This is a genomic window from Geobacter benzoatilyticus (assembly GCF_017338855.1).
In the GTDB taxonomy this organism is placed as follows: Bacteria; Desulfobacterota; Desulfuromonadia; order Geobacterales; family Geobacteraceae; genus Geobacter; species Geobacter benzoatilyticus.
In genome coordinates, this window is the sequence record NZ_CP071382.1 from 2353273 (window position 1) to 2378205 (window position 24933).

Sequence of the window (24933 nt, forward strand, 5' to 3'; positions counted from 1 at the left end):
TTCTTGTTCATTGACTTGAAGGCGGTGTAGCTTTAAAGTCGTACGGTTGTTCCGACGAGTCGAGCAAAGGAGAAATTTATCACCATGGGCTATCGCAACCTGAAGGACTGTGTCTCTGACCTTGAAGCGCGCGGCGACCTGATTCGAATTGCCGTTGAGACCGACCCGAACCTGGAGATCGGTGCCATCCAGCGGCGTGTCTATCAAGCCGGAGGGCCGGCGCTCCTCTTTACCCGGGTAAAGGGGTGCCGTTTTCCCATGCTCGGCAACCTCTTCGGCACCATGGCGCGAACCGGGTTCATCTTTCGCGATACCCTCGACGACATCCGCCGCCTCGTTGACCTGAAAATAAACCCCACCGCTTTCCTGAAAAATCCAAAAGAATACGCAGGTGCACCCCTGTCCGCCCTGAGGCTCCTCCCCCGCAGGGTTTCACGGGGGCCGATCCTCGACTACCGCACGACCATTTCCGAGCTGCCCCAGCTGAAATCGTGGCCCATGGATGGCGGCTCCTTCGTGACGCTGCCCCAGGTCTACTCCGAGCAGCCAGGCCGTCCCGGCTTCCGTTTCTCAAACCTGGGGATGTACCGGGTGCAGCTGGCCGGCAACGACTACCGGCTCAACGAAGAAGTTGGCGTCCACTACCAGATCCACCGGGGGATTGGCGTTCACCACGCCGAGGCCATCGAGCGGGGGGAGCCCCTGCGGGTGAATATTTTTGTGGGGGGGGCACCCTCCATGACTGTTGCCGCCGTGATGCCGCTTCCCGAAGGGCTCCCCGAGCTTTCCTTCGCCGGGCTCCTCGGCGGGCATCGCCTGCCGATGGTCTGCCGAAAGGGCGAGCTTCCCATGCCTGCCGAGGCCGACTTCGTCATCACCGGCACCATCGACCCGTCGAAGACCCTCCCCGAAGGCCCCTTCGGCGATCACCTGGGGTACTACAGCCTGGCCCACCACTTCCCGGTGCTCCGGGTGGAGAACGTCTGGCACCGCGACGGCGCCATCTGGCCCTTCACCTCCGTGGGGCGCCCACCCCAGGAGGACACCACCTTCGGCGCCTTTATCCACGAACTGACCGGCGCCCTCATCCCCGAGGTGCTTCCCGGCGTGAAGGGGGTCCATGCGGTGGACGCCGCGGGGGTCCATCCGCTGCTCCTTGCCGTGGGGAGCGAGCGCTACGTCCCCTACGAGGCCGAGCGGGTGCCGCGGGAGCTCCTCACCATCGCCAGCGCCATCCTGGGCAACGGCCAGCTGTCGCTGGCCAAGTACCTCTTCATCGCTCCCCATGAGGACAATCCGCCGGACATCCATAACATCGCCGAGTTCCTCGCCTTTATTCTGGAGCGGGCCGACTGGCGGCGCGATCTCCACTTCCACACCCGCACCACCATCGACACCCTCGATTACTCGGGGAGCGGCCTCAACGAAGGGTCCAAGGTGATTGTGGCGGCCGCCGGGCCGAAGCGGCGCCAACTCCCCACGGAGGTGCCTGCTGGGCTGCGGCTGCCGGATGGCTTTACCTCCCCTCAGGTCTGCCTCCCCGGCGTCCTGGCCGTCACCGGCCCGGCTTTTCCCGGCTATGGCGACCACGGCGCCCCGGACCTGGAGCGTTTTTGCGCCTCTTTTGCCCCAGATGATCCCATCAATCGCTTTCCCCTGGTGGCAATCGTGGATGACAGCCCCTTCACCGCCCGTACCCTCAACAACTTCCTCTGGGTCACCTTTACCCGCTCCAATCCTGCCGCCGACATTGGCGGCATCGGCGCGTCGGTGCGTTGCAAGCATTGGGGGTGCGACGGCGCCCTCGTCATCGATGCCAGGGTGAAGCCACACCATGCCCCACCCCTGGAGGATGTGCCGGAGATAGAGCGCCGGGTCGATGCGCTTGGCGCGCCGGGCGGGCCGCTGCATGGGATTATTTGAGTGAGATGGCGAAATAGTGAGGGAGTGAGGTAGTGAGAGGCAGTAAGAAGTGGGTTCCCGTTAAAAAGAGTGCGGCAAGGGCAGCGCCGCCGTCACCCGCAGCCGGGGGAGGGGAGGAGAAGGTTCTGGCCGCCCTGCGCGAGTTGCCCGCGGGGATGATCTATACCCTGGGGACCAAGCTCACGGCCCTGCGGGGGCTGGCCCTGGCCATGGAAAAACGGGTGAGGGGGATCGACTGGAGTCCCGACCGTTCCACGCTCTTTGCCGAGGTGGTGGAGGGAGGCCGCATCCACGAAGTGCGCCTAGAGGCCAGCGGCGGCTTTCTCACCATTTCCTGCGGCTGTCCCGTCTGGCGACCCACCGGTCACTGCCCCCACGTTGTGGCCGCCCTGGCGGTCCTGAAAAAGGCCCTGGTGCATCAGGCCATTGCCAGCCTTCGGCTCGACAGCGATTACCTGGCCGAGGTGACCGGCTGGCTCTCGGGTGCCGAGACCCCGCAACCGTCAGCCCCCCTCTTGCCGCGCCTTGTGGTGGAGCGGGGCGCCAACGGCATCCAGACGCGGATCTGGATCGGGGAAAAACCGGTATCCATCCACGATCAGAACCTTTCCCGCCCGGTTCGGGATTTCCTCTGGACGATCCTCAATCCCCGGGAGAGCGGCTTCATCATCGAACGCTACCGGGATGCCTTCGGTGTAGATGCTCCCATTGCCCTGCGGCAGGAGGGGGGTGAAATCCCCCTGCGGTTCGACCGGAGCCGCGTCCGCGGAACCATGACTCTGCTGGAGAATGACGGCGACAGGGTTATCGCCCGCAAGGCGCTGGAAAACGGGCAGCCCATTCCCGACGCCTGTTTCGCCTCGTACCGGTACTATTTCAACATCCCAGCCGGGACCATAGAAATCATCGATTCCTTCGACGGGTGGGAAGCCTGGAACAATCTCAACTACGACGTGGCGGAATGGAGTCTTGATACCGGCATTCCCGTGGAACGGAATAGCCGCACCATCTGTCTCCCCATTGAGGCCTTTAACGCCATAGGTTTGACCGTCACCGGGGATAAGCAGCAGGACATCCTGCCGGCAATCCGCTTCTTCTCTGCACGCGGCGTTACCGAACCAGAGCCGGTTGCCTATCGTTACCGCCTTCGGGTGACCGGGATGGAAACCGGCACCGCCCTTGTGCTGGCCGAAGGGCTCCACGGGGATTCGACAATACCTCTTTCCGCCGCCGCATTCCGCTACTTCACCGCCCGGGGGAGGGCTTCGGCCTCGGTTCCCCTGAGGACCAAGAAGCGGAGCAGCACGGTTATCGCCGCCTGCTTCGCCACCCTTGAATGCAGCACCAGGGTCGAACTGGACCGCACCATCCGCACCTCCCTTGCCGGCGATGATTTCCTGAAGCGCAGCGTCAAGGGGGAGGCCAAGCGGATCATCGGTGCCTTTGCCGCCGCCTGCGCCGGCCGCGAAGCGACCCTGCTGGCTGCCGGCGGTTCCTGGGCCATTGCCATGACCGATCCGCGGGTCGAGGCGAGACTCCTGGAGATTCCTTATCGGCTGTTCGGGGCCGAGATTTTCGGGTCATCGGACATTGCCGGTGCCATGCTCGTCCCCCGCGATGCCCTCTTCAGGCATCTTCCCGAGCTCCATCGTTCGCTTTCCGCTGCCGGTTTTTCCCTTGCCATCCAGGACCGTCCCGTTGAGGCGGTCAGTCTCGACGTCACCCTCGACGCTACCCGCTCAAGCCTGGATTGGTTTGAACTCCGCCCCGAAATCCGTTATGGCGTTGACGAGCTCTCCGAGCAGGAGGTCGCCGAGGCCCTGGCCAGCGGCGGCATCTTCCGGCGGGGCGACTCATTCCTCCTCATCAACGAGGAATCTTCCCGCATCCTGGCCATGCTCTATCCCGAGGGAGGAGCGAAAAAGCGCATAAAGTCAGAGATTGTCCGCATTCCCCGGCTTCAGATTCTCGACTGGCTCGTGCTGCGGCGCCACGGTGTCGCAATACGCCTTTCTCCCGAGGATGAACGGCTTTTCGCCAGCCTGGCCACCTTTGAGCAGATACCGCCATCCCCGTTTCCCGAAAGACTCCAGGCCACCCTTCGCCCCTACCAGGAAGATGCCTTTCACTGGCTGGCCTTTCTCTATGCCCATCGCTTCGGGGCCTGCCTTGCCGACGACATGGGGCTCGGCAAGACCGTCCAGGCAATCAGCCTGCTGGCGGCCCTCCACGAGGGAACGGTCCCTTCCCGGGTATCCGGACCGTGTCCCCATCTCATTGTCGTGCCGCCGAGTCTCCTCTTCAACTGGGAAAGCGAGCTGGCACGTTTCTACCCGGAATTCACCGTCCTCACCTACCGGGGCACCGGCCGCAGCGCCGACTTCACCGGAGTCGACATCGTCCTCACCAGCTACGGCATAATCCCCCGCGACATCGATATCCTCGCCGACATCCCGTTCCACTGCATAGTCTTCGATGAGGCCCAGGCCGTGAAAAACATCCATGCCGACACCACCGGCGCCTGCCGCAGGCTCCGGGGCGCCTTCACCCTCTGCCTCACCGGCACCCCGGTGGAGAACCATCTGGGAGAATACTTTTCAGTCATGGACCTGGCAGTGCCCGGGCTCCTGGGGCACTACGAGGAATTTCGCCGCCATGCTTACGGCGACTCATCACCGTTCCTCGAAACCCTCATCCGGCGCACGAGGCCCTTTGTCCTTCGCCGCTCCAAGCAGATGATCGCCGCAGAGCTTCCACCCAAAATCGAAACCGACGTCCACCTGGAGTTGAGCCCCCGGCAAAAGGCCCTCTACACCCGCACTGTGGAAGAGGTGCGTGAAACCGTGGCCGACGCCTGGCGCAGCAAATCCCCCGGCCAGGCGCGGATCATCGCCCTCACCGCCATCCTGCGGCTGCGCCAGCTCTGCCTCTCCCCGTCACTTCTCATTCCCGGCTCGAAAGAGCCGTCCCCCAAGGTGGAGTTCCTCCTGGAGCAGCTGGAAGAGCTCTTCGACGAAGGGCACAGCGTCCTTGTCTTCTCCCAGTTCACATCCTTCCTCGACATAGTCGAAGCCGAGCTTGTGCGCCGTGGGCTTCGCCACCAGCGCCTCGACGGCTCCACCCCCGTCCCCGAGCGAAAAAAACTCGTCACCGCCTTCCAGAAGGGTGCCGAACCCTCCGTATTTCTCCTCTCCCTCAAGGCCGGCGGCAAGGGGCTCAACCTCACCCGCGCCACCTACGTCTTCCACCTCGATCCCTGGTGGAATCCCGCCGTGGAAAATCAAGCATCCGACAGGGCCCACCGCATCGGCCAGACCCGCCAGGTCACCATCACCCGCCTCATCATGCGCCACACCATCGAAGAAAAGATGATGGAACTGAAAAAGCGCAAGCTCAAGCTCTACCATGCCCTGCTCGAAGAGAGCACCACCGGCGAAGGAACCGGGATCAGCCGGGAGGATTTCGAGTATTTGCTGGGGTAGGGGGGGATGCAGGCGAAAAACCAGAGGCTACTTCCAAGCTGGCCCGCTGGAAAGTGCCGGCTCCATGCAGAAGGAGGTATCAGCGAGGGCACTGTTTCAGGGGGCGGTGCGGATGGTTTCGATAGGGAGAAAGAGATGGAGGGGATGATCGGGAATAGTTGTATCCTTGCGCCGCTTCATGGCTTTTTCTTGGATATGAGCTTCATAGTCATGGGGGTTCTCCTTGACAGTGGTAGGTCATGGGGGTATGAATTTTAACTCATGATATGATCTGATGTTTTTCCCGGAGGAGTGGATGACTCCCTGTTTTTGCGATTCTTATTTGTAAAAAAGCCGCCTGCGTCGGATGGTTCCGATGGGGCGGCTTTTTTGTGTTTGCGCAAGGTGTGAAGTAACAAATGGTTCCGTGGGATGACAACATGAAGATATTCGGTGCTCATCGATGTATCGTGGTTGACGTGGAAACCACCGGTCTTTCGCCCGGCTATGGCGACCGGGTTATAGAGGTAGGTGCCGTGGCTCTGGAAGGTGACGGGATCGTCTCCGAGTTTAGCAGCCTGATTCGGGTTGAGAAGAATATTCCGCGGCACGTATCGAGAATCCACGGCATCACCAACGACATGCTCATCGGTCAGCCACTCCCAGATGCGGTTTATCCTGCGTTAAGGGACTTCATCGGTGACGCTCTGCTCGTTGCCCATAACGTGCGGTTCGACCTGGCATTTCTGCGGCATGAATTTGGACGCCTGGGATTGGTGCTCGCCAACCAATCCGCTTGCACCCTGGAGCTGGCCCGGCGCAGGCTTCCGGAGTTGCCCGACCACCGCCTGGAGACGGTTTATCGGCACCTGTTCGGAGCTTTGCCCGCCGCCGTCAGGTGCCACCGGGCGCTTGACGATGCGCGGCTTACGGCGCTGGTGTGGGGGGAGTTGGGGCGGAGATCATAAAATTTTTACCCAACAAACACTGCCCACTTAAACAAATGGGGGGAGGGGAGGATTTGCCGAGAATGCCGTCCGCTGGAAAGTTTGTGTGGATACATTGATTCGCTCGGAATATCAGAAATTATAGTTGTGACTTATTTTGACATAATTACGTGTTATTAACTAAGCCGGTTGACGCCTGTTACGCGGAAAGGTTGCGAAGGCTGTGCGCAGAAAAGTCCCCCTTTATGAAAGGGGGATTGAGGGGGATTTGGGGTTGAACTTGATTTTTTCGGCTGACTTTCTCAAACAGGGTGTTCTTCTGTGCAGATGAAGGCTGGTGTTTAGTCGGTTTGGTGATGCTGGGGGGGAGATGAAAGACATAGTCTCAGGATATTTTCGGTATTGGGGAAAGGCGGAAAAGAGTTGTGGCTGCTACCATCTCTTGCCTTACCATTGCCTCGACGTCACGGCTGTGGCTGCCGTCTGGTGGGATGCGAGCCCGACTATCCGGCGCAGCTTCTCCTGTAACGCGAGCTGTTCTGCACTGCAGATCCGCGCTTGGCTGCTCTTCTTTGTCGCCTTGCACGATTACGGCAAATTCGATATGCGCTTCCAACTGAAGGTCAGGGAGGCGTGGGAGAAGCTGCATCCGTTGGCTGGTCAGGGGGCAAGCCTGCCTCCGCAATATGACGTCAACCAATACCGGCACGGCGAGAGTGGCCTCTTCTGGTTCAAGAAAGATTTTTTTGCCTTCAATGGATGTGAAACCACTGCTGATTCACTTTTTATCGAAGATGAACCGCTCCACTGGTCGAACTGGAAAACGTGGGTCGAAGCGGTGACCGGTCATCATGGACATGTGAAGCAGGCGGAATTTGCAAGTGATGCGTCTCTTCCGGTTTCGGTTGATGGCAGATTCGCCGAGAACGATCAAACAGCCCGGAAAGAGTGGCTAAAAGCATTGGAGCAACTTTTTCTGAGACCGGCCGGTCTTTCCCTCGATGATGCCCCGCCTCCTCCATCGCCGCTACTGGCAGGATTCTGTTCCGTGTCAGACTGGCTGGCTTCCCGCTGCGACGACACCAATTTCTCCTTCCATCAGTCACCTCTGTCAATCTCGGACTATTTCATACAAAAAATCTCACAGGATGCTCCTGCCATACTTGCTTTCTCCGGGCTTAACGGCACAGCCAAGAGCTACGGCGGCATTTCCGACCTTCTCCCTGCAGCCGTAACGCCTCGTCCGCTGCAAACAAAGGTCGAGCAGTTGCCGCTTCAAGACGGATTGACCATCATTGAAGCCCCGACCGGATCGGGCAAGACCGAAGCAGCCCTTGCCCATGCCTGGCGGTTGCTGGCTGCCGGGCAAGCCGACTCGATCATCTTCGCGCTCCCCACGCAAGCCACTGCTAACGCCATGCTGGGCCGTCTGGAGTCGCTGGCCGAACATTTGTTTGCCGATAGTCCGAACATCTTGCTGGCCCATGGCAATGCCCGGTTCAACCGGACTTTCACGGACCTCAAGCGCAGAGGGCATAGCGACGCTGTCGACCCGGACGGCTGGACACAATGTGGGGAATGGCTGGCGGAGAGTCGCAAGCGGGTCTTTTTCGGACAGATCGGAGTCTGCACCATCGATCAGGTCCTGATTTCCGTATTGCCGGTCAAACATCGCTTCGTGCGTGGACTTGGGGTGGGACGAAGCGTGCTGATTGTGGATGAGGTGCATGCCTACGACGCCTACATGTACGGCCTGCTTGAAGAAGTCTTGCGTCAGCAGCGCCAGTGCGGCGGCTCGGTCATCCTGCTATCGGCTACTCTGCCCGCAACGCTGAAACAACAACTCACAGAGGCCTGGGGTGACAAACGCACCGAATGCAACCCATCGGCAGCCTATCCGTTGTTGACTTGGATCGGAAATGTGGATTTCCCGTCTATTTCGTTGACTCGCCATGAAATGCCAAAACCGGTCACGGTTGAAATTGAAGCCCTGCGACTTGAAGGAATGGAACCAGACCAGACCTTGCTCGCTCGCATTGTCAGGGCTGCAGAGAGCGGTGCGCAGGTTGCAGTGATCTGCAATATGGTCAACGATGCCCAGAGAATCGCCGCTGCCCTGAGAGAGATGACATCCGCTCCTGTCGGCCTCTTTCATGCGCGTTACCGCTTCAAGGACCGGCAAATCAGAGAAAACGAGGTCATCGACTGTTTCGGCCCCAGCGGCAAACGCGAACGGGGACGCATTCTGGTTGCCACTCAAGTTGTCGAGCAATCTCTCGATCTGGATTTCGATTGGTTGGTCACCCCGTTGTGCCCGGTCGACCTCCTCTTTCAGCGCATGGGGAGACTGCATCGTCATTTACGTGCATCGCGACCTGCTGGGTACGATAAACCAGTCTGCACCGTCCTTCTCCCGTGCGAATGCAATTACGGCTACACCGGGAAAATCTACGCAGATACCCGCGTGCTCTGGCGCACCGAGCAATTGTTGACTTCCGCATCCGCCGGTCAGGTTACGTTCCCGGCTGCCTATCGGGAATGGATCGAGAGTGTCTATTCCGGAGATCCGTGGGGGAACGAGCCAGAATCAGTTGTTACGGGCCATGAGAAGTTTGAAGTGGAGTTGGAGGTCAAACGTTACAAGGCAATGGACATGGTTAGGAGGGCGTTTGAAGTGACTCCATTTTCGGATTCAGATGAAAATGTCACCGCCGTTACCCGTGACGATGAAATGGGGCTGACGGTGATCCCGGTCATCGATTCGCCGAACGGGCGGCGCTTCCTCGATGGTGGATTGCTTGGCGATCTGGATGAATTCCGCAGGGCTGAAGAGTTGTCTCTCAACAGCATCAATATCCCTGCGCGTTGGAGTGGTTGGCTGAAAGCGTTGTGCGAAATTGACGACGAAAGACGATACTGGCTCACCATGACGGAAAAAGGAGAGGGGTGCTATGTGCGTGAAGGAGACAAGGTTACTTTCAGGTATCATCGCGATACCGGACTGGAGAGGGTGAAATGAATCTGTTGACCGATGCATGGATACCTGTGCGGCCATTAGCGGCCGGAGCGGTATGCAAGCTCACGTTGCGGCAACTGTTGTGTGAGGACGGTCGCTGGGAGCTGTGTCTGCCGCGCGACGACATGGAACTGGCGGCCCTGCAATTGCTGATCTGCATGACGCAGGTATTCTTTCCGCCGCAGAATACTGCCGCGTTGAAACAGCGGATCGTCGCTCCGCTGTTGGTGGATGAGTTCGAGAGCGGCAGCAACCCTTATAGTGAGTGGTTCCGGCTCGACCATCCCGACTTTCCGTTCATGCAGGTGCGCAACGTCAGCGCCAAGGACCCGACCCCAATGGATAAGTTGCTGGCGGGACTGACGGGAGCGACAAACAGTTGCTTTGTGAACGAACCGGGGCTGGGCGCCTGTTTGTGCGGTGGCTGCGCGGCCATCGCCCTGTTCAACCAGTCATCCAACGCACCGAGTTTCGGTGGCGGATTCAAGGGGAGTCTGCGCGGTGGAGCGCCGGTGACAACTTTGGTGCAAGGTGAACATTTGAGGCAAACCGTCTGGCTCAATGTCTTGAGTGAGGAGCGTCTGACGCAGATTGTTCCGTGGCATCATGCAACACGCTGTCAGCAACCGACCTGGGTTGCACCGATCAAGGCGGGTGAGACGATTCCATCGCAGACCATCGGCATGCTGCGTGGGCTCTTCTGGCAGCCGGGACACCTTGAACTGATGCTGCCGCAAGGAGAGCAAACCTGCATCTGTTGCGGTTTTGTCGAGAAGCAGGTTTATACGGGGTTCAATAAGGCAAAGTTCAACTACACCATCGACGGACTCTGGCCTCACCCCCACGGCCCCCGTATCAGTTCGGTGAAGAAGGGAGAGCGGGAAGAAAAATTTGTCTCCTTTACCACCGCAGCCCCGGCTTGGACCCAGTTGAGCCGGTTTGTCGTGCAGCGGCAAACGACCAACAGTAAAGAGGAAGGGCAGGAACCGGCCGCGGTGGTGCGGCAGGCGCAGGGACTACTTAATAAGTTACGCTTGACAGTCGGCGGCTACCGCAACAATCAGGCATCGATTCTTGAACGGCGCCACGAACTGATTTTTCTCAATGACGGCTGGAGCGGGCATACAGAGGTGGTGCATGCGCTGGTCGGACAGGCGGTCGGGTATCGCGATGCACTGAATAAGGCGCTTTTTGTATTTTCCTCGGGCTTCAAAGAGATCAAGGGAGCCGGTGTTAAGGTTCATGAATTGGCTAAGGAGCAATTCTACCGCCGTAGTGAAGATACGGTTCTCGATACCTTGGCACGCATCGACTTTGAACAAGCAGCTCCGGCATTGTTGGCAATGGGGGATGAGCTTCATGGTATTGTCGTTGGGCTTTTTAATGAATCGGTCGCACCCTACCGCAACGATCCGGAATTAATTCGTACCACAGCCGTGGCGCGTAAGACACTGTACAAGCATTTAAATGCACTCAAACCACAACGGGATGAAAGGAGGGACGATGGAACGAACGCATGATTTCATGGGCCTCTATCAGGCATGGGAGCGGCTGGCTCCGGGCCCTAGAGCCGAGTTGCGCCGAGTCGAACGCCCGGATGATCTGCTGGAAGTACCGGCTTTTTATCGGCTTTTCAGCGGTCGGGGAACCACGGAGTGGGAAAAGGGAGCCTACCAGAGACTGATCTTCTGTCTGCCGTGCATCAAGCACAGCGGTGAGAATATTAGTCTTGGCAGGGCGTTGGCCAAGGGGAGGGGAGTTGGCGAAAAACGTCTTTTTCAAGTTGTGCGCAGCAGCGAGCCCAACGACATGATCCAGTTCCGCCGGATTTTGCGTATGGCCGAACCGACCGTGAACTGGGATCTGGCGGCGCGACAACTCTGGTACTGGAATGACCGGAGCAAGCGCGACCTGCTCGAAGATTACTTCCTCAATCACTCGAACTGATTTCAAACAGCTATAGGAGATAGTTACATGAAGAACTTCATCAACTTTCACATCCTGATTTCCCACAGTCCCTCCTGCCTTAACCGCGACGACATGAATATGCAGAAATCGGCCATTTTCGGTGGTGAGCGACGGGTGCGTGTTTCCAGTCAAAGCCTCAAGCGGGCCATCCGGAAGAGTGATTACTATCGTCAGCACCTTGGCGAAGCAAGTGTGCGCACCAAGAAGTTGGACGAACTGATCGCGATCATAAATGATCGTCTTGCCGGACGTTACGATGCCGAACTGGTGAAGAAGACCGTTGCACTGCTGGCCGGCAAGGAATCGAGTGTCGGAGTTGCGACAGAAGGCGATGCCGTGGCGCCGTGGGCAATCGAAGAGGTGGCATGGTTCTGCGAACAGGTCAAGAGGGCGCTGGTGCAAGGACAGGACGAAAAAGCTCTGGGCAAGCTGTTGAAGAATGAAACGGCTGCCATGCGGCAGGCTCTGGCATCCGGTGTTGATATTGCCCTTTCCGGCCGCATGGCGACGTCAGGTCTTATGAGTGAAATCGGCAAGGTCGATGGTGCTCTGGCCTTGGCCCATGTGCTGACTACCCACAGCGTTGATGCTGATATCGACTGGTTCACTGCCGTGGACGATTTGCAGGAACTGGGCTCCGGCCACCTCGATACACAGGAATTTTCCAGCGGTGTCTTTTATCGCTATGCCAGTCTCAACGTGGGGCAGTTGCAGGAAAACCTGGGCAATGCCCCGCGCGAGAAGGCACTGGAGATCGGCGCTCATCTGCTTCACATGTTGACAACGGTTGTCCCTTCAGCCAAACAGCAGAGCTTTGCAGCTCACAACCTGGCCGACCTTGCCTTGGTTTCCTTTTCCGATATCCCGGTATCGCTCGCAAATGCATTCGAAAAACCTGTCCGCAGCGTCAATGGCAGCGGCTTCAAAGAGCCTTCCATTGCTGAACTGCATAACTACTGGCAGCAAATTCATACAGGTTACGGCCTTTCCGAGCGGTGCGGCGAGTTCATCCTCGGTCAGAGTAGCGTCCCTGAAGGGATCACCCGGCAGAGTACTATTGAAGAACTCAAAACTTGGGTGATGAACAACGGAGAGGGGTAACCATGCGTGATTATCTGATCCTCAAGCTGCAAGGACCCATGCAGTCATGGGGGGAGCATACTTTCGAGGGAAAGCGACCGTCCGGCAACTTCCCCACACGTAGCGCCCTCCTCGGCCTACTCGGAGCCTGCCTGGGCATTAGGCGAAACGAGGCCGGTCGCCTGCAACAACTGGCCGACAGCGTTGCCTTTGCCGTTCGTAAGGAAGAACGCTTCCGAATTAGGCACGACGGTCGGAAAACTTCCCTGCCGATCATCAAGGCAACCGATTACCACACGGTGCGGGATGCGCGGGAGGATTATTCCGGTCTGAAAAGCCATGAGACCATCCAAACCTGGCGCGAATACCTGTTCGATGCTGTCTACACCGTGGTAGCCTGGAATACCGACGTTGCGATGATATCGCTGGTTGAACTGGAACAGGCCGTAAAGTCGCCCCACTTCACCCCCTATCTTGGTAGGCGCAGTTGTCCATTGTCTCGTCCGCTGTTCGAGGCGAGCTTTTCTGCAGCGAATGCCTGTGACGCTTTGCACATGATTCCTTCGGATGGAGGGGTGATCTACAGTGAGGAGCCGGGCGAAACACGAACCATCCGGCTTCGTGACGTGCCGTTGGTGCGCCATCCGCGTCAGTTTGCCAGCCGTAACGTCCATATCTACGGAGGGGGCGATGTATCTGAGTAAAGTCTTGATCAACGGAACAGCCTGTCGCAATCCCTATGAGATTCATCGGGTGTTATGGAAGCTCTTTCCCGAAGATGCCGATGCCGAGCGTGATTTCCTCTTTCGTGTTGAGCGGTCCGGTCAACAGAGCGTGGAAGTGTTGATGCTGTCACGACGCGAACCGGCTACTGCTGTAACTCGCGAAGTACGGTTGATGGGGAGTAAGCCGTACATTCTCAGCCTCCAGCAAGATCAGAGGCTGCGCTTCATGCTAGTCGCCAACCCGGTAAAGACGATCAACGACGAAGGCGCGAGACTAAATAGTGCCAATAAAATAAAGAAGTGCCGCGTTCCGCTGATTCATGAGGAAGATCTGCGTGCATGGCTGAAACGGAAACTTGAGGGCGTGGCCGTCATTGAGGAGGTCGAGGTAGAAAAACGTCCGGCTATGAATTTTCGTAAGACCAGGGAAAAGCGGGTCGGTAAGGTACAGGCGGTTAGCTTTCATGGTGTGTTGTCAGTGACGGACTCCGTCGAGTTGATATCCTTGATCAATACCGGCATCGGCCCCGCCAAGGCCTTCGGCTGCGGATTGCTATCTCTGGCTAGGACATAAATCCCCCCTGACCCCCCTTTCTCAAAGGGGGGCATAAGGAGAGAACATAATTTAGGATTTCTGCATTTTTCAAGCAAGACCTGGAAAACCTGCCTTAAAGTCCCCCTTTATGAAAGGGGGATTGAGGGGGATTTAAGCATCACACATTTGAGGAGAACTCGGTGCGCGAGTATCGCCACAATCTGAAAACGCCGGCCCGCGAGCTTCGCGGGAGTATGACCGATGCCGAACAATTGCTCTGGTCACGTTTGCGAAGAAAGCAGCTGCATGGGGTGCAGTTCTATCGACAGAAGCCCCTCGGGCCGTACATCGTCGACTTCTTTGCTCCAGCCGCGGGGCTGGTGATTGAGGTGGACGGCAGTCAACACCTTGAACCGGAACATCTCAAACAGGATCGGGCGCGCGACCGATGCTTGGCGGACGAGGGGGTGTTGGTGTTGAGATTCCATAACCGGCAAGTGCTGTTGGAGACTGATGGTGTGGTTGAGCGGATATCATCTGAGATTCTGAGGAGAAAATCCCCCCCGCCCCCCCCTTTCATAAAGGGGGGTGATAGAGCCTTCTCGTGCGGAGGGGTGAAGGTAACAGTAACAGGATTGTCAGCAATAATTAACCTCAATGTTAATAATAATGTTGAATAAATTAACAAATAAATTAATAATTACATTAATAAAATTAATTAAGAGGTTAATTTATGCTGCCGAACCGAAAACGTCTCGTTCTTGAACAACTGGGGAAAACACTCTCACGTTTTGCCGGAGTACAATCAGTCTCTCCCCCGGCGAGGGGGTGGATACGAGCCATCAGGGAAGCGTTGGGAATGTCCGGCGTGCAGTTTGCCGCCCGCTTGGGGGTGAAGCCGCCACGGGTGACGATACTGGAACGGGAGGAGTTGTCCGGGACTGTTACGATGAAGACCATGCGCCAGGCTGCGGAGGCTCTGGATTGCGTGTTTGTCTATGCCCTGGTGCCGCGCACGAGCCTTGAGGAAACCATCAGGAGGCAGGCGGAGGGCGTGGCGCGTGAACGCCTGTCGCGGGCGTCCCACACCATGATGCTGGAAAACCAGCAGCTTTCGGAAGAGGAGATGAAGCAGGCGCTGGATGCCGCCGTTGAGGAATTGGTGCGGGCCATGCCGAAGGATTTGTGGAGTAAGGCTCAATGAACTTCGAGTACCCCGAAGGCACAACCCCTCTCGATCCTGACGAGGCTGAAGGGCTCCTCCTGACGCACATTACCTCACGCGGCGAGTTGGATCGCTGGGAGCAGGATAATATTGCGGAGGGTGAAGCCTGGGCTTTCGGACGCAGACAGAAGAATATCCTGAACGAAGCCTTTATTCGTGGTCTTCATAAGCGGATGTTCGGCCATGTGTGGCGCTGGGCCGGTGAGTTCCGTAGGAGCGATAAAAATATCGGCGTAACGTGGTGGCAGGTGCCGATTGAGCTGCGAAAACTGTGCGACGATGTTGTCGCCTGGATAGCTTTGGACACATACCCGCCCGACGAGATTGCCGTGCGGTTTCATCACCGGCTGGTGGTCATTCACCCGTTTGCCAACGGCAATGGCCGTCATGCCCGGACCATGACCGACCTGTTGCTTGTCCAAGTCCTGCGTCGCCCTCGATTTACCTGGGGAAGCGGCAATCTCGTCAATGTAGGCGACTGCCGGCGCTGCTATATCGAAGCGCTTCGCGCTGCCGACCGGCATGATTACCAGCTTCTGCTGGAATTTGTACAGATGTGATCCTGATTTGCCAAGGAGGTGTCAGCAATGCAGCCGCAGCTTCCTCCCCTTAAACCCATCCCCATGAAAGACCGCATCTCGGTCCTTTACGTGGAAAAGGGAAACCTCGATGTGCTCGACGGTGCCTTTGTTGTCGTGGACAAGACCGGCGTCCGCACCCATCTTCCCGTTGGCGGGGTGGCGTGTCTCATGCTGGAACCCGGCACGCGGGTCTCCCATGCAGCGGTAACGCTTGCTTCTCGCGTAGGGTGCCTACTAGTCTGGATTGGAGAGGCCGGGGTCAGGCTCTATGCCTCTGGGCAGCCCGGCGGGGCGCGGGCCGATCGGCTTCTCTACCAGGCAAAGCTGGCTCTGGACGATTCGGCACGGCTGAAAGTGGTGCGCAAGATGTACGCCCTGCGCTTCATGGAAGAGCCTCCCGAACGGCGGAGCGTGGAACAACTGCGCGGCATCGAGGGGGTGAGGGTGCGAAAGATGTATGAGCTTCTCGCCCGCCAGCACGGTGTTATCTGGAAGGCCCGCAACTATGACCACACCCAATGGGAAAGCGGCGATGTGCCGAACCGCTGCTTGTCATCGGCCACTGCTTGTCTCTACGGCATCTGCGAGGCGGCGATCCTGGCGGCGGGCTATGCTCCGGCGGTTGGCTTCATTCACACCGGCAAGCCCCAATCGTTCGTCTACGACATCGCCGACATCTTCAAGTTCGAAACCGTGGTCCCGGTGGCCTTCCGGATTGCCGCCAAAAAGCCCCGGAATCCGGAGCGGGACGTACGGCTCGCCTGTCGTGATGCCTTCCGCCAGTCAAAGATTCTGCACCGGATCATTCCCACAATCGAACAAGTGCTAGCTGCCGGCGAGCTTGATGTGCCCAAACCACCGCCAGAATCGGTAGAAGCGGCTATTCCGAACAAGGAGGGGATCGGCGATGCTGGTCATCGTGGTTGAAAACGCGCCGCACAGGCTACGCGGTCGTCTGGCTCTCTGGCTGCTTGAGGTGCGGGCCGGGGTCTACGTGGGCAAAGTCTCTCGCCGAGTGCGAGAGATGATCTGGAACACCGTCGTACAGGGCATCGAAGATGGAAATGCGGTAATGGCTTGGAGCACTAATACTGAGTCGGGGTTCGACTTTCTGACCCTCGGTGCGAACCGGAGGATTCCGCTGGAACTGGATGGTGTGAAATTGGTTTCTTTTCTACCGGAGAATACCGATAAGCAAGCTGTTGAAACTTGACTAGGGGTGTTGAAAAGTTGGTAGCTTTGAGTTCTTTGAAAATTGAATGTAATTTCAAGTAAGTAGAGGAAGTGTGTTCCCCGCAGACGCGGGGATGAACCGTCTCGTCAAAAAATCCGCCGTGCCGTAGAAAAGTGTTCCCCGCAGACGCGGGGATGAACCGGTACCGCTGGAACCCTGAGAGGGTAGGACACCGTGTTCCCCGCAGACGCGGGGATGAACCGGCGGGGCCTACAAGCACAAAGGAATCGCAAAGGTGTTCCCCGCAGACGCGGGGATGAACCCAGAGCGTCCCTACGGACTCCGTGGGTGCTCCAGTGTTCCCCGCAGACGCGGGGATGAACCGGTAGGTTGCCCCTTTACCCACCCTTTTTGTTTGTGTTCCCCGCAGACGCGGGGATGAACCGTTCAAACGGTTTGCCGCAGCGTTTGCATGGGCGTGTTCCCCGCAGACGCGGGGATGAACCGACCGATGACCAACCGTGACGGCCCGATAGCATGTGTTCCCCGCAGACGCGGGGATGAACCGCTCAATCAGTCGGGCCGGTGGCGGCATGTACTGTGTTCCCCGCAGACGCGGGGATGAACCGTTATCCACCTTTTAGTGCCGGGGCATTTTGTCGTGTTCCCCGCAGACGCGGGGATGAACCGCGCTGGCAGCGGCCGGCCTGGCGCTGATGAAAGTGTTCCCCGCAGACGCGGGGATGAACCGTGCCCAAACGGATGCATCGGAGACGGATATTTGTGTTCCCCGCAGACGCGGGGATGAACCGTTTCAATTTCAGTGGCCCCCATGTCGGACAGGGTGTTCCCCGCAGACGCGGGGATGAACCGTCAAAAACGGATAACAAAATTATCGGTAAAATGTGTTCCCCGCAGACGCGGGGATGAACCGTCTGGTTCTGTGGCGTCGAGCAGAGCGGCAAAGTGTTCCCCGCAGACGCGGGGATGAACCGCTCGGTAGTTATGGCCGGTAGATTTACCGTTAGTGTTCCCCGCAGACGCGGGGATGAACCGCGGGACCGGCAAAATACAATAACTATCTTGTAGTGTTCCCCGCAGACGCGGGGATGAACCGAACTGGTTGCTGTAATCGCAGGCGGCGAGGAAGTGTTCCCCGCAGACGCGGGGATGAACCGCCCGATTAATGATTTATTGAACGAGTTAGCGGGTGTTCCCCGCAGACGCGGGGATGAACCGGCTTAAAGTCCGTTGTTTGCGGTACGGTAGCGGTGTTCCCCGCAGACGCGGGGATGAACCGATGGCTTTGCTGATTTTGCCGACAGCGGTGAAGTGTTCCCCGCAGACGCGGGGATGAACCGTACGATCAGAAGTCAGTCGTGGTGCCGCCGGAGTGTTCCCCGCAGACGCGGGGATGAACCGCCCCGGTCTGCATACTGGCCGAGGATGTGGATGTGTTCCCCGCAGACGCGGGGATGAACCGAGCCACATCAACCGATGTCGCCCGGATCTCGCGTGTTCCCCGCAGACGCGGGGATGAACCGCTGGAGAGCGTGGATGCCAGGTATAGGGTGCTGTGTTCCCCGCAGACGCGGGGATGAACCGGCATAGGTTTTCCGTCGTCGCAGTATTCACAGGTGTTCCCCGCAGACGCGGGGATGAACCGGTGGTCAGGCCGCCGTCAGCCGGTTCCCGAAAGTGTTCCCCGCAGACGCGGGGATGAACCGGCGGGTGATTATATACAGATGGGGAATCAGTTGTGTTCCCCGCAGACGCGGGGATGAACCGTACCACTGCTGCCAGCGTGACCTTTACCCCCTGTGTTCCCCGCAGACGCGGGGATGAACCGTAGAAAACTCCGCGCAGACCATTAACAGCGTCGTGTTCCCCGCAGACGCGGGGATGAACCGTCGCCTTATCCCCGTGGATCGGGCAGAACCCGGTGTTCCCCGCAGACGCGGGGATGAACCGTTGCCGCCCGGAGCGCCAAAAGTCACCGATGCGTGTTCCCCGCAGACGCGGGGATGAACCGCCGATAAGAATTATGGTTTTAATAAGGTTGAGGTGTTCCCCGCAGACGCGGGGATGAACCGATGGTAACGACATTTCTTCTGAATGTCCTCCTGTGTTCCCCGCAGACGCGGGGATGAACCGACCGGAGAAAAATGACACACTTTGAGTAATAAGTGTTCCCCGCAGACGCGGGGATGAACCGGTATTATTATCCTGTCACTGTTGGCGGCTCTTGTGTTCCCCGCAGACGCGGGGATGAACCGCTTTGACTCGTTCGTTTCTGCATTTAATCCAAGTGTTCCCCGCAGACGCGGGGATGAACCGAGGGTCCATTAGTAAACACTCCTGATAATGCGGTGTTCCCCGCAGACGCGGGGATGAACCGAAGACCAAGCCCCCCGAGCGTTTCACTGAAGGGTGTTCCCCGCAGACGCGGGGATGAACCGGCGGCGTTGGTAAAACCACTATTGCGTGTAACGTGTTCCCCGCAGACGCGGGGATGAACCGTCCACCCTGACATCTCTTCGGCGAAAAGAAATGTGTTCCCCGCAGACGCGGGGATGAACCGGCGACGTTCCCCCTTCCCTGGGGGAACAGAACGTGTTCCCCGCAGACGCGGGGATGAACCGGGGTGTTAGGTTTTTACTGTTAATATGTTGGTGTGTTCCCCGCAGACGCGGGGATGAACCGGTTCGCTCCGGAAAGGTCCGCATAGCGAAGGTGTGTTCCCCGCAGACGCGGGGATGAACCGATGCCGGCATTGACTGGGTTCTCGATGGCCCAGTGTTCCCCGCAGACGCGGGGATGAACCGGCCAGGACCAGGACCAAAGAAAAGGATGTTATGTGTTCCCCGCAGACGCGGGGATGAACCGAACAGAACCGAACACCTCATAAAGACCTGTTGTGTGTTCCCCGCAGACGCGGGGATGAACCAAATACTATTATTTCTACTTCTCCTTGCCCTGCGTGTTCCCCGCAGACGCGGGGATGAACCGATGAATATTGTTGATGCCATTGAGCGGCACGTGTGTTCCCCGCAGACGCGGGGATGAACCGCCGCCGCCGCCCCTCCCGGGGGGGGGGGATGTAGTGTTCCCCGCAGACGCGGGGATGAACCGTCAGAGCGATACCGCTCCATTTTATCAGCTGGGTGTTCCCCGCAGACGCGGGGATGAACCGGATAACGAAACCTCGCGCCAAACTAGCAGTTTGTGTTCCCCGCAGACGCGGGGATGAACCGCTCCCGGAAATAGGTCTAGATGAAAAATCCCAGTGTTCCCCGCAGACGCGGGGATGAACCGGCGAATTGAATCTCGGTGGCATGAGCGCCGATGTGTTCCCCGCAGACGCGGGGATGAACCGGTATCCCTCAACAATATACACACGATCCAATGGTGTTCCCCGCAGACGCGGGGATGAACCGCCGACGAGACACTGGCATCTGACGCCCTATGCGTGTTCCCCGCAGACGCGGGGATGAACCGATCTCAGATTGACGCAAAAAGAATTTGCCGCAGTGTTCCCCGCAGACGCGGGGATGAACCGAGGCGCACGGTTGCACAATCGACGGGGCAAAGGTGTTCCCCGCAGACGCGGGGATGAACCGCCACCGTAGCGCGTTTACAATGTCCGGTTCGTGTGTTCCCCGCAGACGCGGGGATGAACCGGAGGCGGCGATGAGATCAGACGAGGCAATCGCGTGTTCCCCGCAGACGCGGGGATGAACCGGGTCGTGCCGACCGTGAAAGGAGTAGCCGATGGTGTTCCCCGCAGACGCGGGGATGAACCGTCGCCAGCGGCAGTGATGGTTTTACGGAGATCGTGTTCCCCGCAGACGCGGGGATGAACCGCTGCCACTCGGTCAGATCGCACGGGCTGATAAGTGTTCCCCGCAGACGCGGGGATGAACCTGATCGTTCTGGATGGAAACAACAACGTCTCCCGTGTTCCCCGCAGACGCGGGGATGAACCGACCGGCACGGGCGAGGTGGTGTACCGGGTGAAGTGTTCCCCGCAGACGCGGGGATGAACCGTTACATTTTATCACTACAAACACCTTTGCGAAGTGTTCTCCGCAGACGCGGGGATGAACCGCGGCTACTGTTTACCACGTTTTACCATGCCGAGTGTTCCCCGCAGACGCGGGGATGAACCGGTCGATATCCTTGCTCAGCTCCTCAAGGTCGGGTGTTCCCCGCAGACGCGGGGATGAACCGAGTCGCGTAAATAGGGCGTTTACAGGCGAAAAGTGTTCCCCGCAGACGCGGGGATGAACCGCGGCGCAATCTGAGCCTAGGCCGTTCGGCCTTGTGTTCCCCGCAGACGCGGGGATGAACCGCGACACAAATTGAGCCGATTGTTCGGGACCAAGTGTTCCCCGCAGACGCGGGGATGAACCGGAACAGAGACCATTGACAAGATGGACGAGACCGTGTTCCCCGCAGACGCGGGGATGAACCGGAGTTTTGGCGGGTTTTGCGATGGCCTATTTAGTGTTCCCCGCAGACGCGGGGATGAACCGACTAACAGCGGCGACACCAGACGACGATCTGGGTGTTCCCCGCAGACGCGGGGATGAACCGTTTGCTTTGATTTCATTCCATGAAGCCTTAACGTGTTCCCCGCAGACGCGGGGATGAACCGCGGCTCTTGTCCTCTATCCACCGCTTCTGGTAGTGTTCCCCGCAGACGCGGGGATGAACCGTTGTGGAGGCAATATAGCCATGATATGGGAACGTGTTCCCCGCAGACGCGGGGATGAACCGTCTGTCCACCCGGCGGGGTATCCCATAAGCCAGTGTTCCCCGCAGACGCGGGGATGAACCGAGGCCGACTGCCTCAAGCCGCGCTTCCATTTCGTGTTCCCCGCAGACGCGGGGATGAACCGATCGGATGGAAAAAGTATCGTTGAGCATGGAGGTGTTCCCCGCAGACGCGGGGATGAACCGGGTTCGCACGTCGTCATAAATCGGCACTCCTGGTGTTCCCCGCAGACGCGGGGATGAACCGTATCGCGGCAATGTGGACCTTGCCCCGGTCGAGTGTTCCCCGCAGACGCGGGGATGAACCGCACTCGCCAAGGTGGAGGGGCTTTTCAAAAATGTGTTCCCCGCAGACGCGGGGATGAACCGCCCTGGAGATTCCCGCCTCGCCCGATGCCCTTGTGTTCCCCGCAGACGCGGGGATGAACCGGCCAACGGACAATGGCAAGTCACTGGGTGTACGTGTTCCCCGCAGACGCGGGGATGAACCGCCGGTACGGTACGACCGTGCCGGGGAGTGCCCGTGTTCCCCGCAGACGCGGGGATGAACCGCGCGCCCTTCGAGGTAGACAGTTTGCCCGTATGTGTTCCCCGCAGACGCGGGGATGAACCGGACGTACTCGACAAAGTGCTTTCCTCCGACCCGTGTTCCCCGCAGACGCGGGGATGAACCGGCGTAGAGCATGGACGATCTGGCGGCAGTAAAGTGTTCCCCGCAGACGCGGGGATGAACCGAAAAAAGATGGTGGGGATAAACCTGACGAAATGTGTTCCCCGCAGACGCGGGGATGAACCGATAAAACGGGGGCGTAAATGGACCGCGCTAAAGTGTTCCCCGCAGACGCGGGGATGAACCGCGCACTCTCCCCGCTAGTGTACGGGATAAACAGTGTTCCCCGCAGACGCGGGGATGAACCGGCTAAAGCAAGGCTGCGCCAAATTAACCTTAAGTGTTCCCCGCAGACGCGGGGATGAACCGCAATCGCAATATGTCGGCCCGGCGTCGGTAACGTGTTCCCCGCAGACGCGGGGATGAACCGCCGGTCGGCCTAAAAACGACAATGAACGCAAAGTGTTCCCCGCAGACGCGGGGATGAACCGGAATCTACAAAGTTCAGCCACTTTTTGTTTAGGTGTTCCCCGCAGACGCGGGAATGAACCGAGGGCTTGATTAACTATGAACCCGGTTGGAGGTGTTCCCCGCAGACGCGGGGATGAACCGGTAGTCACCGTCGGGCAGTGCCTTGGCGATGTGTGTTCCCCGCAGACGCGGGGATGAACCGCCGCGGCGCTGGGACTGGATCGACCCGCTCAAGTGTTCCCCGCAGACGCGGGGATGAACCGGGAGTAGGCAATGAATTATCAAGAGGTGTGCAGTGTTCCCCGCAGACGCGGGGATGAACCGACATTGGAAATAGAATTTGAAACTGACGAGGAGTGTTCCCCGCAGACGCGGGGATGAACCGTCGGTGAGGCTGCCGGTATCACACCATACTCCGTGTTCCCCGCAGACGCGGGGATGAACCGATTAGGCATCACACATCACAATTCGGACGATAGTGTTCCCCGCAGACGCGGGGATGAACCGAGCTCAGATTGACGCAAAAAGAATTTGCCGCAGTGTTCCCCGCAGACGCGGGGATGAACCGCATGGATCGGCCCGGCAGAGCCGCCGAACTCAGTGTTCCCCGCAGACGCGGGGATGAACCGGTGTTCATTGGCGCAGGCGCCGTGCTCACCGGGTGTTCCCCGCAGACGCGGGGATGAACCGCCGACTGGTATTCTGTGCCTCGGTTTCCAGCGGTGTTCCCCGCAGACGCGGGGATGAACCGCCGACTGGTATTCTGTGCCTCGGTTTCCAGCGGTGTTCCCCGCAGACGCGGGGATGAACCGGGGGTGGGCAGGTAGACCGGCATAATGACGACGTGTTCCCCGCAGACGCGGGGATGAACCGGAACGGGAGCGGCTTCTTGCACAGGCCATGAAGTGTTCCCCGCAGACGCGGGGATGAACCGCCGCACGGGAGGCTCGCGCAGCCGCCAGAGAGGTGTTCCCCGCAGACGCGGGGATGAACCGTCTTGAGGGAATTGGCAATGCAGGAACTGGACGTGTTCCCCGCAGACGCGGGGATGAACCGGTGGAGTTGACGGTGTAGAGCTTGGCCGAGCCGTGTTCCCCGCAGACGCGGGGATGAACCTATCAACATTGCGGTTGCAATGATGGTAAGCCCGTGTTCCCCGCAGACGCGGGGATGAACCGCCTGCCGTCCTCGGCCAGCTTTCGGAACTGATGTGTTCCCCGCAGACGCGGGGATGAACCGAGCATTGATGTTACAACAAGCATGTGGGAATTGTGTTCCCCGCAGACGCGGGGATGAACCGATAAAAGGGATGGTGTTATGAATTAACTAACTGTGTTCCCCGCAGACGCGGGGATGAACCGGCCGATATGATTTTCGGCACCGTTGAGCTAGTGTGTTCCCCGCAGACGCGGGGATGAACCGATGAAGAGGAACCACCGCCAATGGTGGTTGATGTGTTCCCCGCAGACGCGGGGATGAACCGAATGAGCAGAAACCACCCCGGATTGTCATTTAGTGTTCCCCGCAGACGCGGGGATGAACCGAACGACAACGCATACGGAGCCAACGGGCAGAGGTGTTCCCCGCAGATGCGGGGATGGACCGTAGATGATTTGGCAAAGTAAGGGAAGCGTAGCGCCCGCTCTTCGGGTTGGGCGAGGATTGATATTCTGGTGAACCGGTGCTCGAGATGCAATGCCGGCGTTTCAGGACGGGCAAAGGTAGAAAGAGTCAAGAGGCCGTCGGCTACCGGAGGATAATCCCCCCGATACATACACAGCAGAGGGCGATGAAAAACGTTATTACCGAGATTACGGCAATGGTTCTGGACAGCATGGCGGTGGGCCTCGTAATGCTTTTTCTTTACTAATCGGTGCGGGATTTTAAAACTTTAGTCTGTTTTACGAGTATTTATATTAATTTTGTGGAGGTCGGGAATGGATGTGTTGGAGGCGATTTATGGACGCCGCAGTGTGCGGCATTATGCTGATGAGCCGGTTGCGCAGGAGAATGTTCTGGAAATTATCCGGGCCGGATCATGGGCGCCGTCGGGACTCAATAATCAGCCGTGGCGGTTTGTAGTTGTGCGCGATGGGGAAAATCGCAAGGCTTTGGCGGGGCTGACAAAGTACCGGCATATCATCGAGGGGGCGCCGGTTTCCATCGCGGTTTTCTGCGACCGGTCGGTAATGTACAACGATACCAAGGACCATCAGGCAATGGGAGCCTGCCTTCAGAATATGCTGCTGGCTGCCCATGCTCTGGGGCTCGGGGCCGTGTGGCTGGGGGAGATATTGAAGAGCGCCGGCCAGGTGCGGGAACTGCTGGATTTGCCCCAGGGGCTGGAGCTTATGGCGGTGATTGCCGTGGGACACCCGGCTGAGGATCTCCGCAAGGGCGAGCGCAGGGAGATTGGCGAACTGATCCTCAAGGAAGTGTGA

General features: G+C 58.7%; 16 protein-coding genes and 1 CRISPR repeat array. All 16 genes read left to right on the forward strand.

Features of this window, described 5'->3' with window-relative positions; all coding sequences use genetic code 11:
* Positions 1-84 precede the first annotated feature (84 nt).
* The 16 genes from JZM60_RS10975 to JZM60_RS11050 all read left to right on the forward strand — a co-directional run bounded on the left by JZM60_RS10975 (position 85) and on the right by JZM60_RS11050 (position 24933).
* Positions 85-1923 carry a UbiD family decarboxylase gene (locus tag JZM60_RS10975; RefSeq protein WP_207162505.1) on the forward strand — a complete coding sequence of 613 codons (1839 nt, stop codon included), beginning with the start codon at positions 85-87 and terminating at the stop codon, positions 1921-1923.
* Between the two features lie 32 nt (positions 1924-1955).
* The gene (locus tag JZM60_RS10980; RefSeq protein WP_207162506.1) at positions 1956-5405 is read left to right on the forward strand and encodes a DEAD/DEAH box helicase; all 3450 of its coding nucleotides are present in this window, start codon (positions 1956-1958) and stop codon (positions 5403-5405) included.
* A gap of 6 nt (positions 5406-5411) precedes the next feature.
* Positions 5412-5663, forward strand: a complete 252-nt coding sequence (locus JZM60_RS10985) for a hypothetical protein (protein WP_207162507.1) — start codon at positions 5412-5414, stop codon at positions 5661-5663.
* Positions 5664-5824: 161 nt separating this feature from the next.
* Positions 5825-6352, forward strand: a complete 528-nt coding sequence (locus tag JZM60_RS10990) for a 3'-5' exonuclease (protein ID WP_207162508.1) — start codon at positions 5825-5827, stop codon at positions 6350-6352.
* 349 nt (positions 6353-6701) lie between these two features.
* Positions 6702-9350 (forward strand): CRISPR-associated helicase/endonuclease Cas3, encoded by a 2649-nt coding sequence (gene cas3, locus JZM60_RS10995; protein ID WP_207162509.1) that lies wholly within the window; start codon positions 6702-6704, stop codon positions 9348-9350.
* Positions 9347-10867, forward strand: coding sequence for a type I-E CRISPR-associated protein Cse1/CasA (gene casA, locus JZM60_RS11000; RefSeq protein ID WP_207162510.1), 1521 nt, complete (start codon positions 9347-9349; stop codon positions 10865-10867). Before cas3 ends, casA begins: the two co-directional genes overlap by 4 nt.
* Positions 10851-11294 (forward strand): type I-E CRISPR-associated protein Cse2/CasB, encoded by a 444-nt coding sequence (casB, locus tag JZM60_RS11005; protein WP_207162511.1) that lies wholly within the window; start codon positions 10851-10853, stop codon positions 11292-11294. Before casA ends, casB begins: the two co-directional genes overlap by 17 nt.
* Positions 11295-11321: 27 nt before the next feature.
* Positions 11322-12416 (forward strand): type I-E CRISPR-associated protein Cas7/Cse4/CasC, encoded by a 1095-nt coding sequence (gene cas7e, locus JZM60_RS11010; protein WP_207162512.1) that lies wholly within the window; start codon positions 11322-11324, stop codon positions 12414-12416.
* A gap of 2 nt (positions 12417-12418) precedes the next feature.
* Positions 12419-13099, forward strand: coding sequence for a type I-E CRISPR-associated protein Cas5/CasD (gene cas5e, locus JZM60_RS11015; protein WP_207162513.1), 681 nt, complete (start codon positions 12419-12421; stop codon positions 13097-13099).
* Positions 13086-13694: a type I-E CRISPR-associated protein Cas6/Cse3/CasE gene (gene cas6e, locus JZM60_RS11020; RefSeq protein ID WP_207162514.1), complete on the forward strand. Its 609-nt coding sequence runs from the start codon at positions 13086-13088 to the stop codon at positions 13692-13694. Before cas5e ends, cas6e begins: the two co-directional genes overlap by 14 nt.
* A gap of 161 nt (positions 13695-13855) precedes the next feature.
* Entirely contained in the window at positions 13856-14335 is a 480-nt protein-coding gene (locus JZM60_RS11025) for an endonuclease domain-containing protein (RefSeq protein WP_241426228.1), read from the forward strand.
* A gap of 53 nt (positions 14336-14388) precedes the next feature.
* The gene (locus tag JZM60_RS11030) at positions 14389-14859 is read left to right on the forward strand and encodes a mobile mystery protein A (RefSeq protein WP_207162515.1); all 471 of its coding nucleotides are present in this window, start codon (positions 14389-14391) and stop codon (positions 14857-14859) included.
* Positions 14856-15440, forward strand: coding sequence for a mobile mystery protein B (locus tag JZM60_RS11035; protein WP_207162516.1), 585 nt, complete (start codon positions 14856-14858; stop codon positions 15438-15440). The genes JZM60_RS11030 and JZM60_RS11035 overlap by 4 nt, the downstream gene beginning before the upstream one ends.
* Before the next feature lie 27 nt (positions 15441-15467).
* Positions 15468-16388, forward strand: coding sequence for a type I-E CRISPR-associated endonuclease Cas1e (gene cas1e, locus JZM60_RS11040; protein WP_207162517.1), 921 nt, complete (start codon positions 15468-15470; stop codon positions 16386-16388).
* Positions 16369-16674, forward strand: coding sequence for a type I-E CRISPR-associated endoribonuclease Cas2e (cas2e, locus tag JZM60_RS11045; protein ID WP_207162518.1), 306 nt, complete (start codon positions 16369-16371; stop codon positions 16672-16674). Before cas1e ends, cas2e begins: the two co-directional genes overlap by 20 nt.
* 73 nt (positions 16675-16747) lie before the next feature.
* Positions 16748-24097: direct repeats of the CRISPR family, unit length 29 nt; unit sequence GTGTTCCCCGCAGACGCGGGGATGAACCG.
* A gap of 332 nt (positions 24098-24429) precedes the next feature.
* On the forward strand, positions 24430-24933 hold the full coding sequence (locus JZM60_RS11050) for a nitroreductase family protein (protein WP_207162519.1): 504 nt from the start codon (positions 24430-24432) through the stop codon (positions 24931-24933).

Coding starts and splice junctions, on each gene's coding strand:
- casA (WP_207162510.1), top strand. CDS start 9,347: ATGAATCTGTTGACCGATGCATGGATACCTGTGCGGCCATTAGCGGCC.
- cas6e (WP_207162514.1), top strand. CDS start 13,086: ATGTATCTGAGTAAAGTCTTGATCAACGGAACAGCCTGTCGCAATCCC.
- JZM60_RS11030 (WP_207162515.1), top strand. CDS start 14,389: ATGCTGCCGAACCGAAAACGTCTCGTTCTTGAACAACTGGGGAAAACA.
- cas7e (WP_207162512.1), top strand. CDS start 11,322: ATGAAGAACTTCATCAACTTTCACATCCTGATTTCCCACAGTCCCTCC.
- JZM60_RS11050 (WP_207162519.1), top strand. CDS start 24,430: ATGGATGTGTTGGAGGCGATTTATGGACGCCGCAGTGTGCGGCATTAT.
- JZM60_RS11035 (WP_207162516.1), top strand. CDS start 14,856: ATGAACTTCGAGTACCCCGAAGGCACAACCCCTCTCGATCCTGACGAG.
- JZM60_RS10975 (WP_207162505.1), top strand. CDS start 85: ATGGGCTATCGCAACCTGAAGGACTGTGTCTCTGACCTTGAAGCGCGC.
- cas3 (WP_207162509.1), top strand. CDS start 6,702: ATGAAAGACATAGTCTCAGGATATTTTCGGTATTGGGGAAAGGCGGAA.
- cas2e (WP_207162518.1), top strand. CDS start 16,369: ATGCTGGTCATCGTGGTTGAAAACGCGCCGCACAGGCTACGCGGTCGT.
- cas1e (WP_207162517.1), top strand. CDS start 15,468: ATGCAGCCGCAGCTTCCTCCCCTTAAACCCATCCCCATGAAAGACCGC.
- cas5e (WP_207162513.1), top strand. CDS start 12,419: ATGCGTGATTATCTGATCCTCAAGCTGCAAGGACCCATGCAGTCATGG.
- JZM60_RS10985 (WP_207162507.1), top strand. CDS start 5,412: ATGCAGGCGAAAAACCAGAGGCTACTTCCAAGCTGGCCCGCTGGAAAG.
- JZM60_RS10990 (WP_207162508.1), top strand. CDS start 5,825: ATGAAGATATTCGGTGCTCATCGATGTATCGTGGTTGACGTGGAAACC.
- casB (WP_207162511.1), top strand. CDS start 10,851: ATGGAACGAACGCATGATTTCATGGGCCTCTATCAGGCATGGGAGCGG.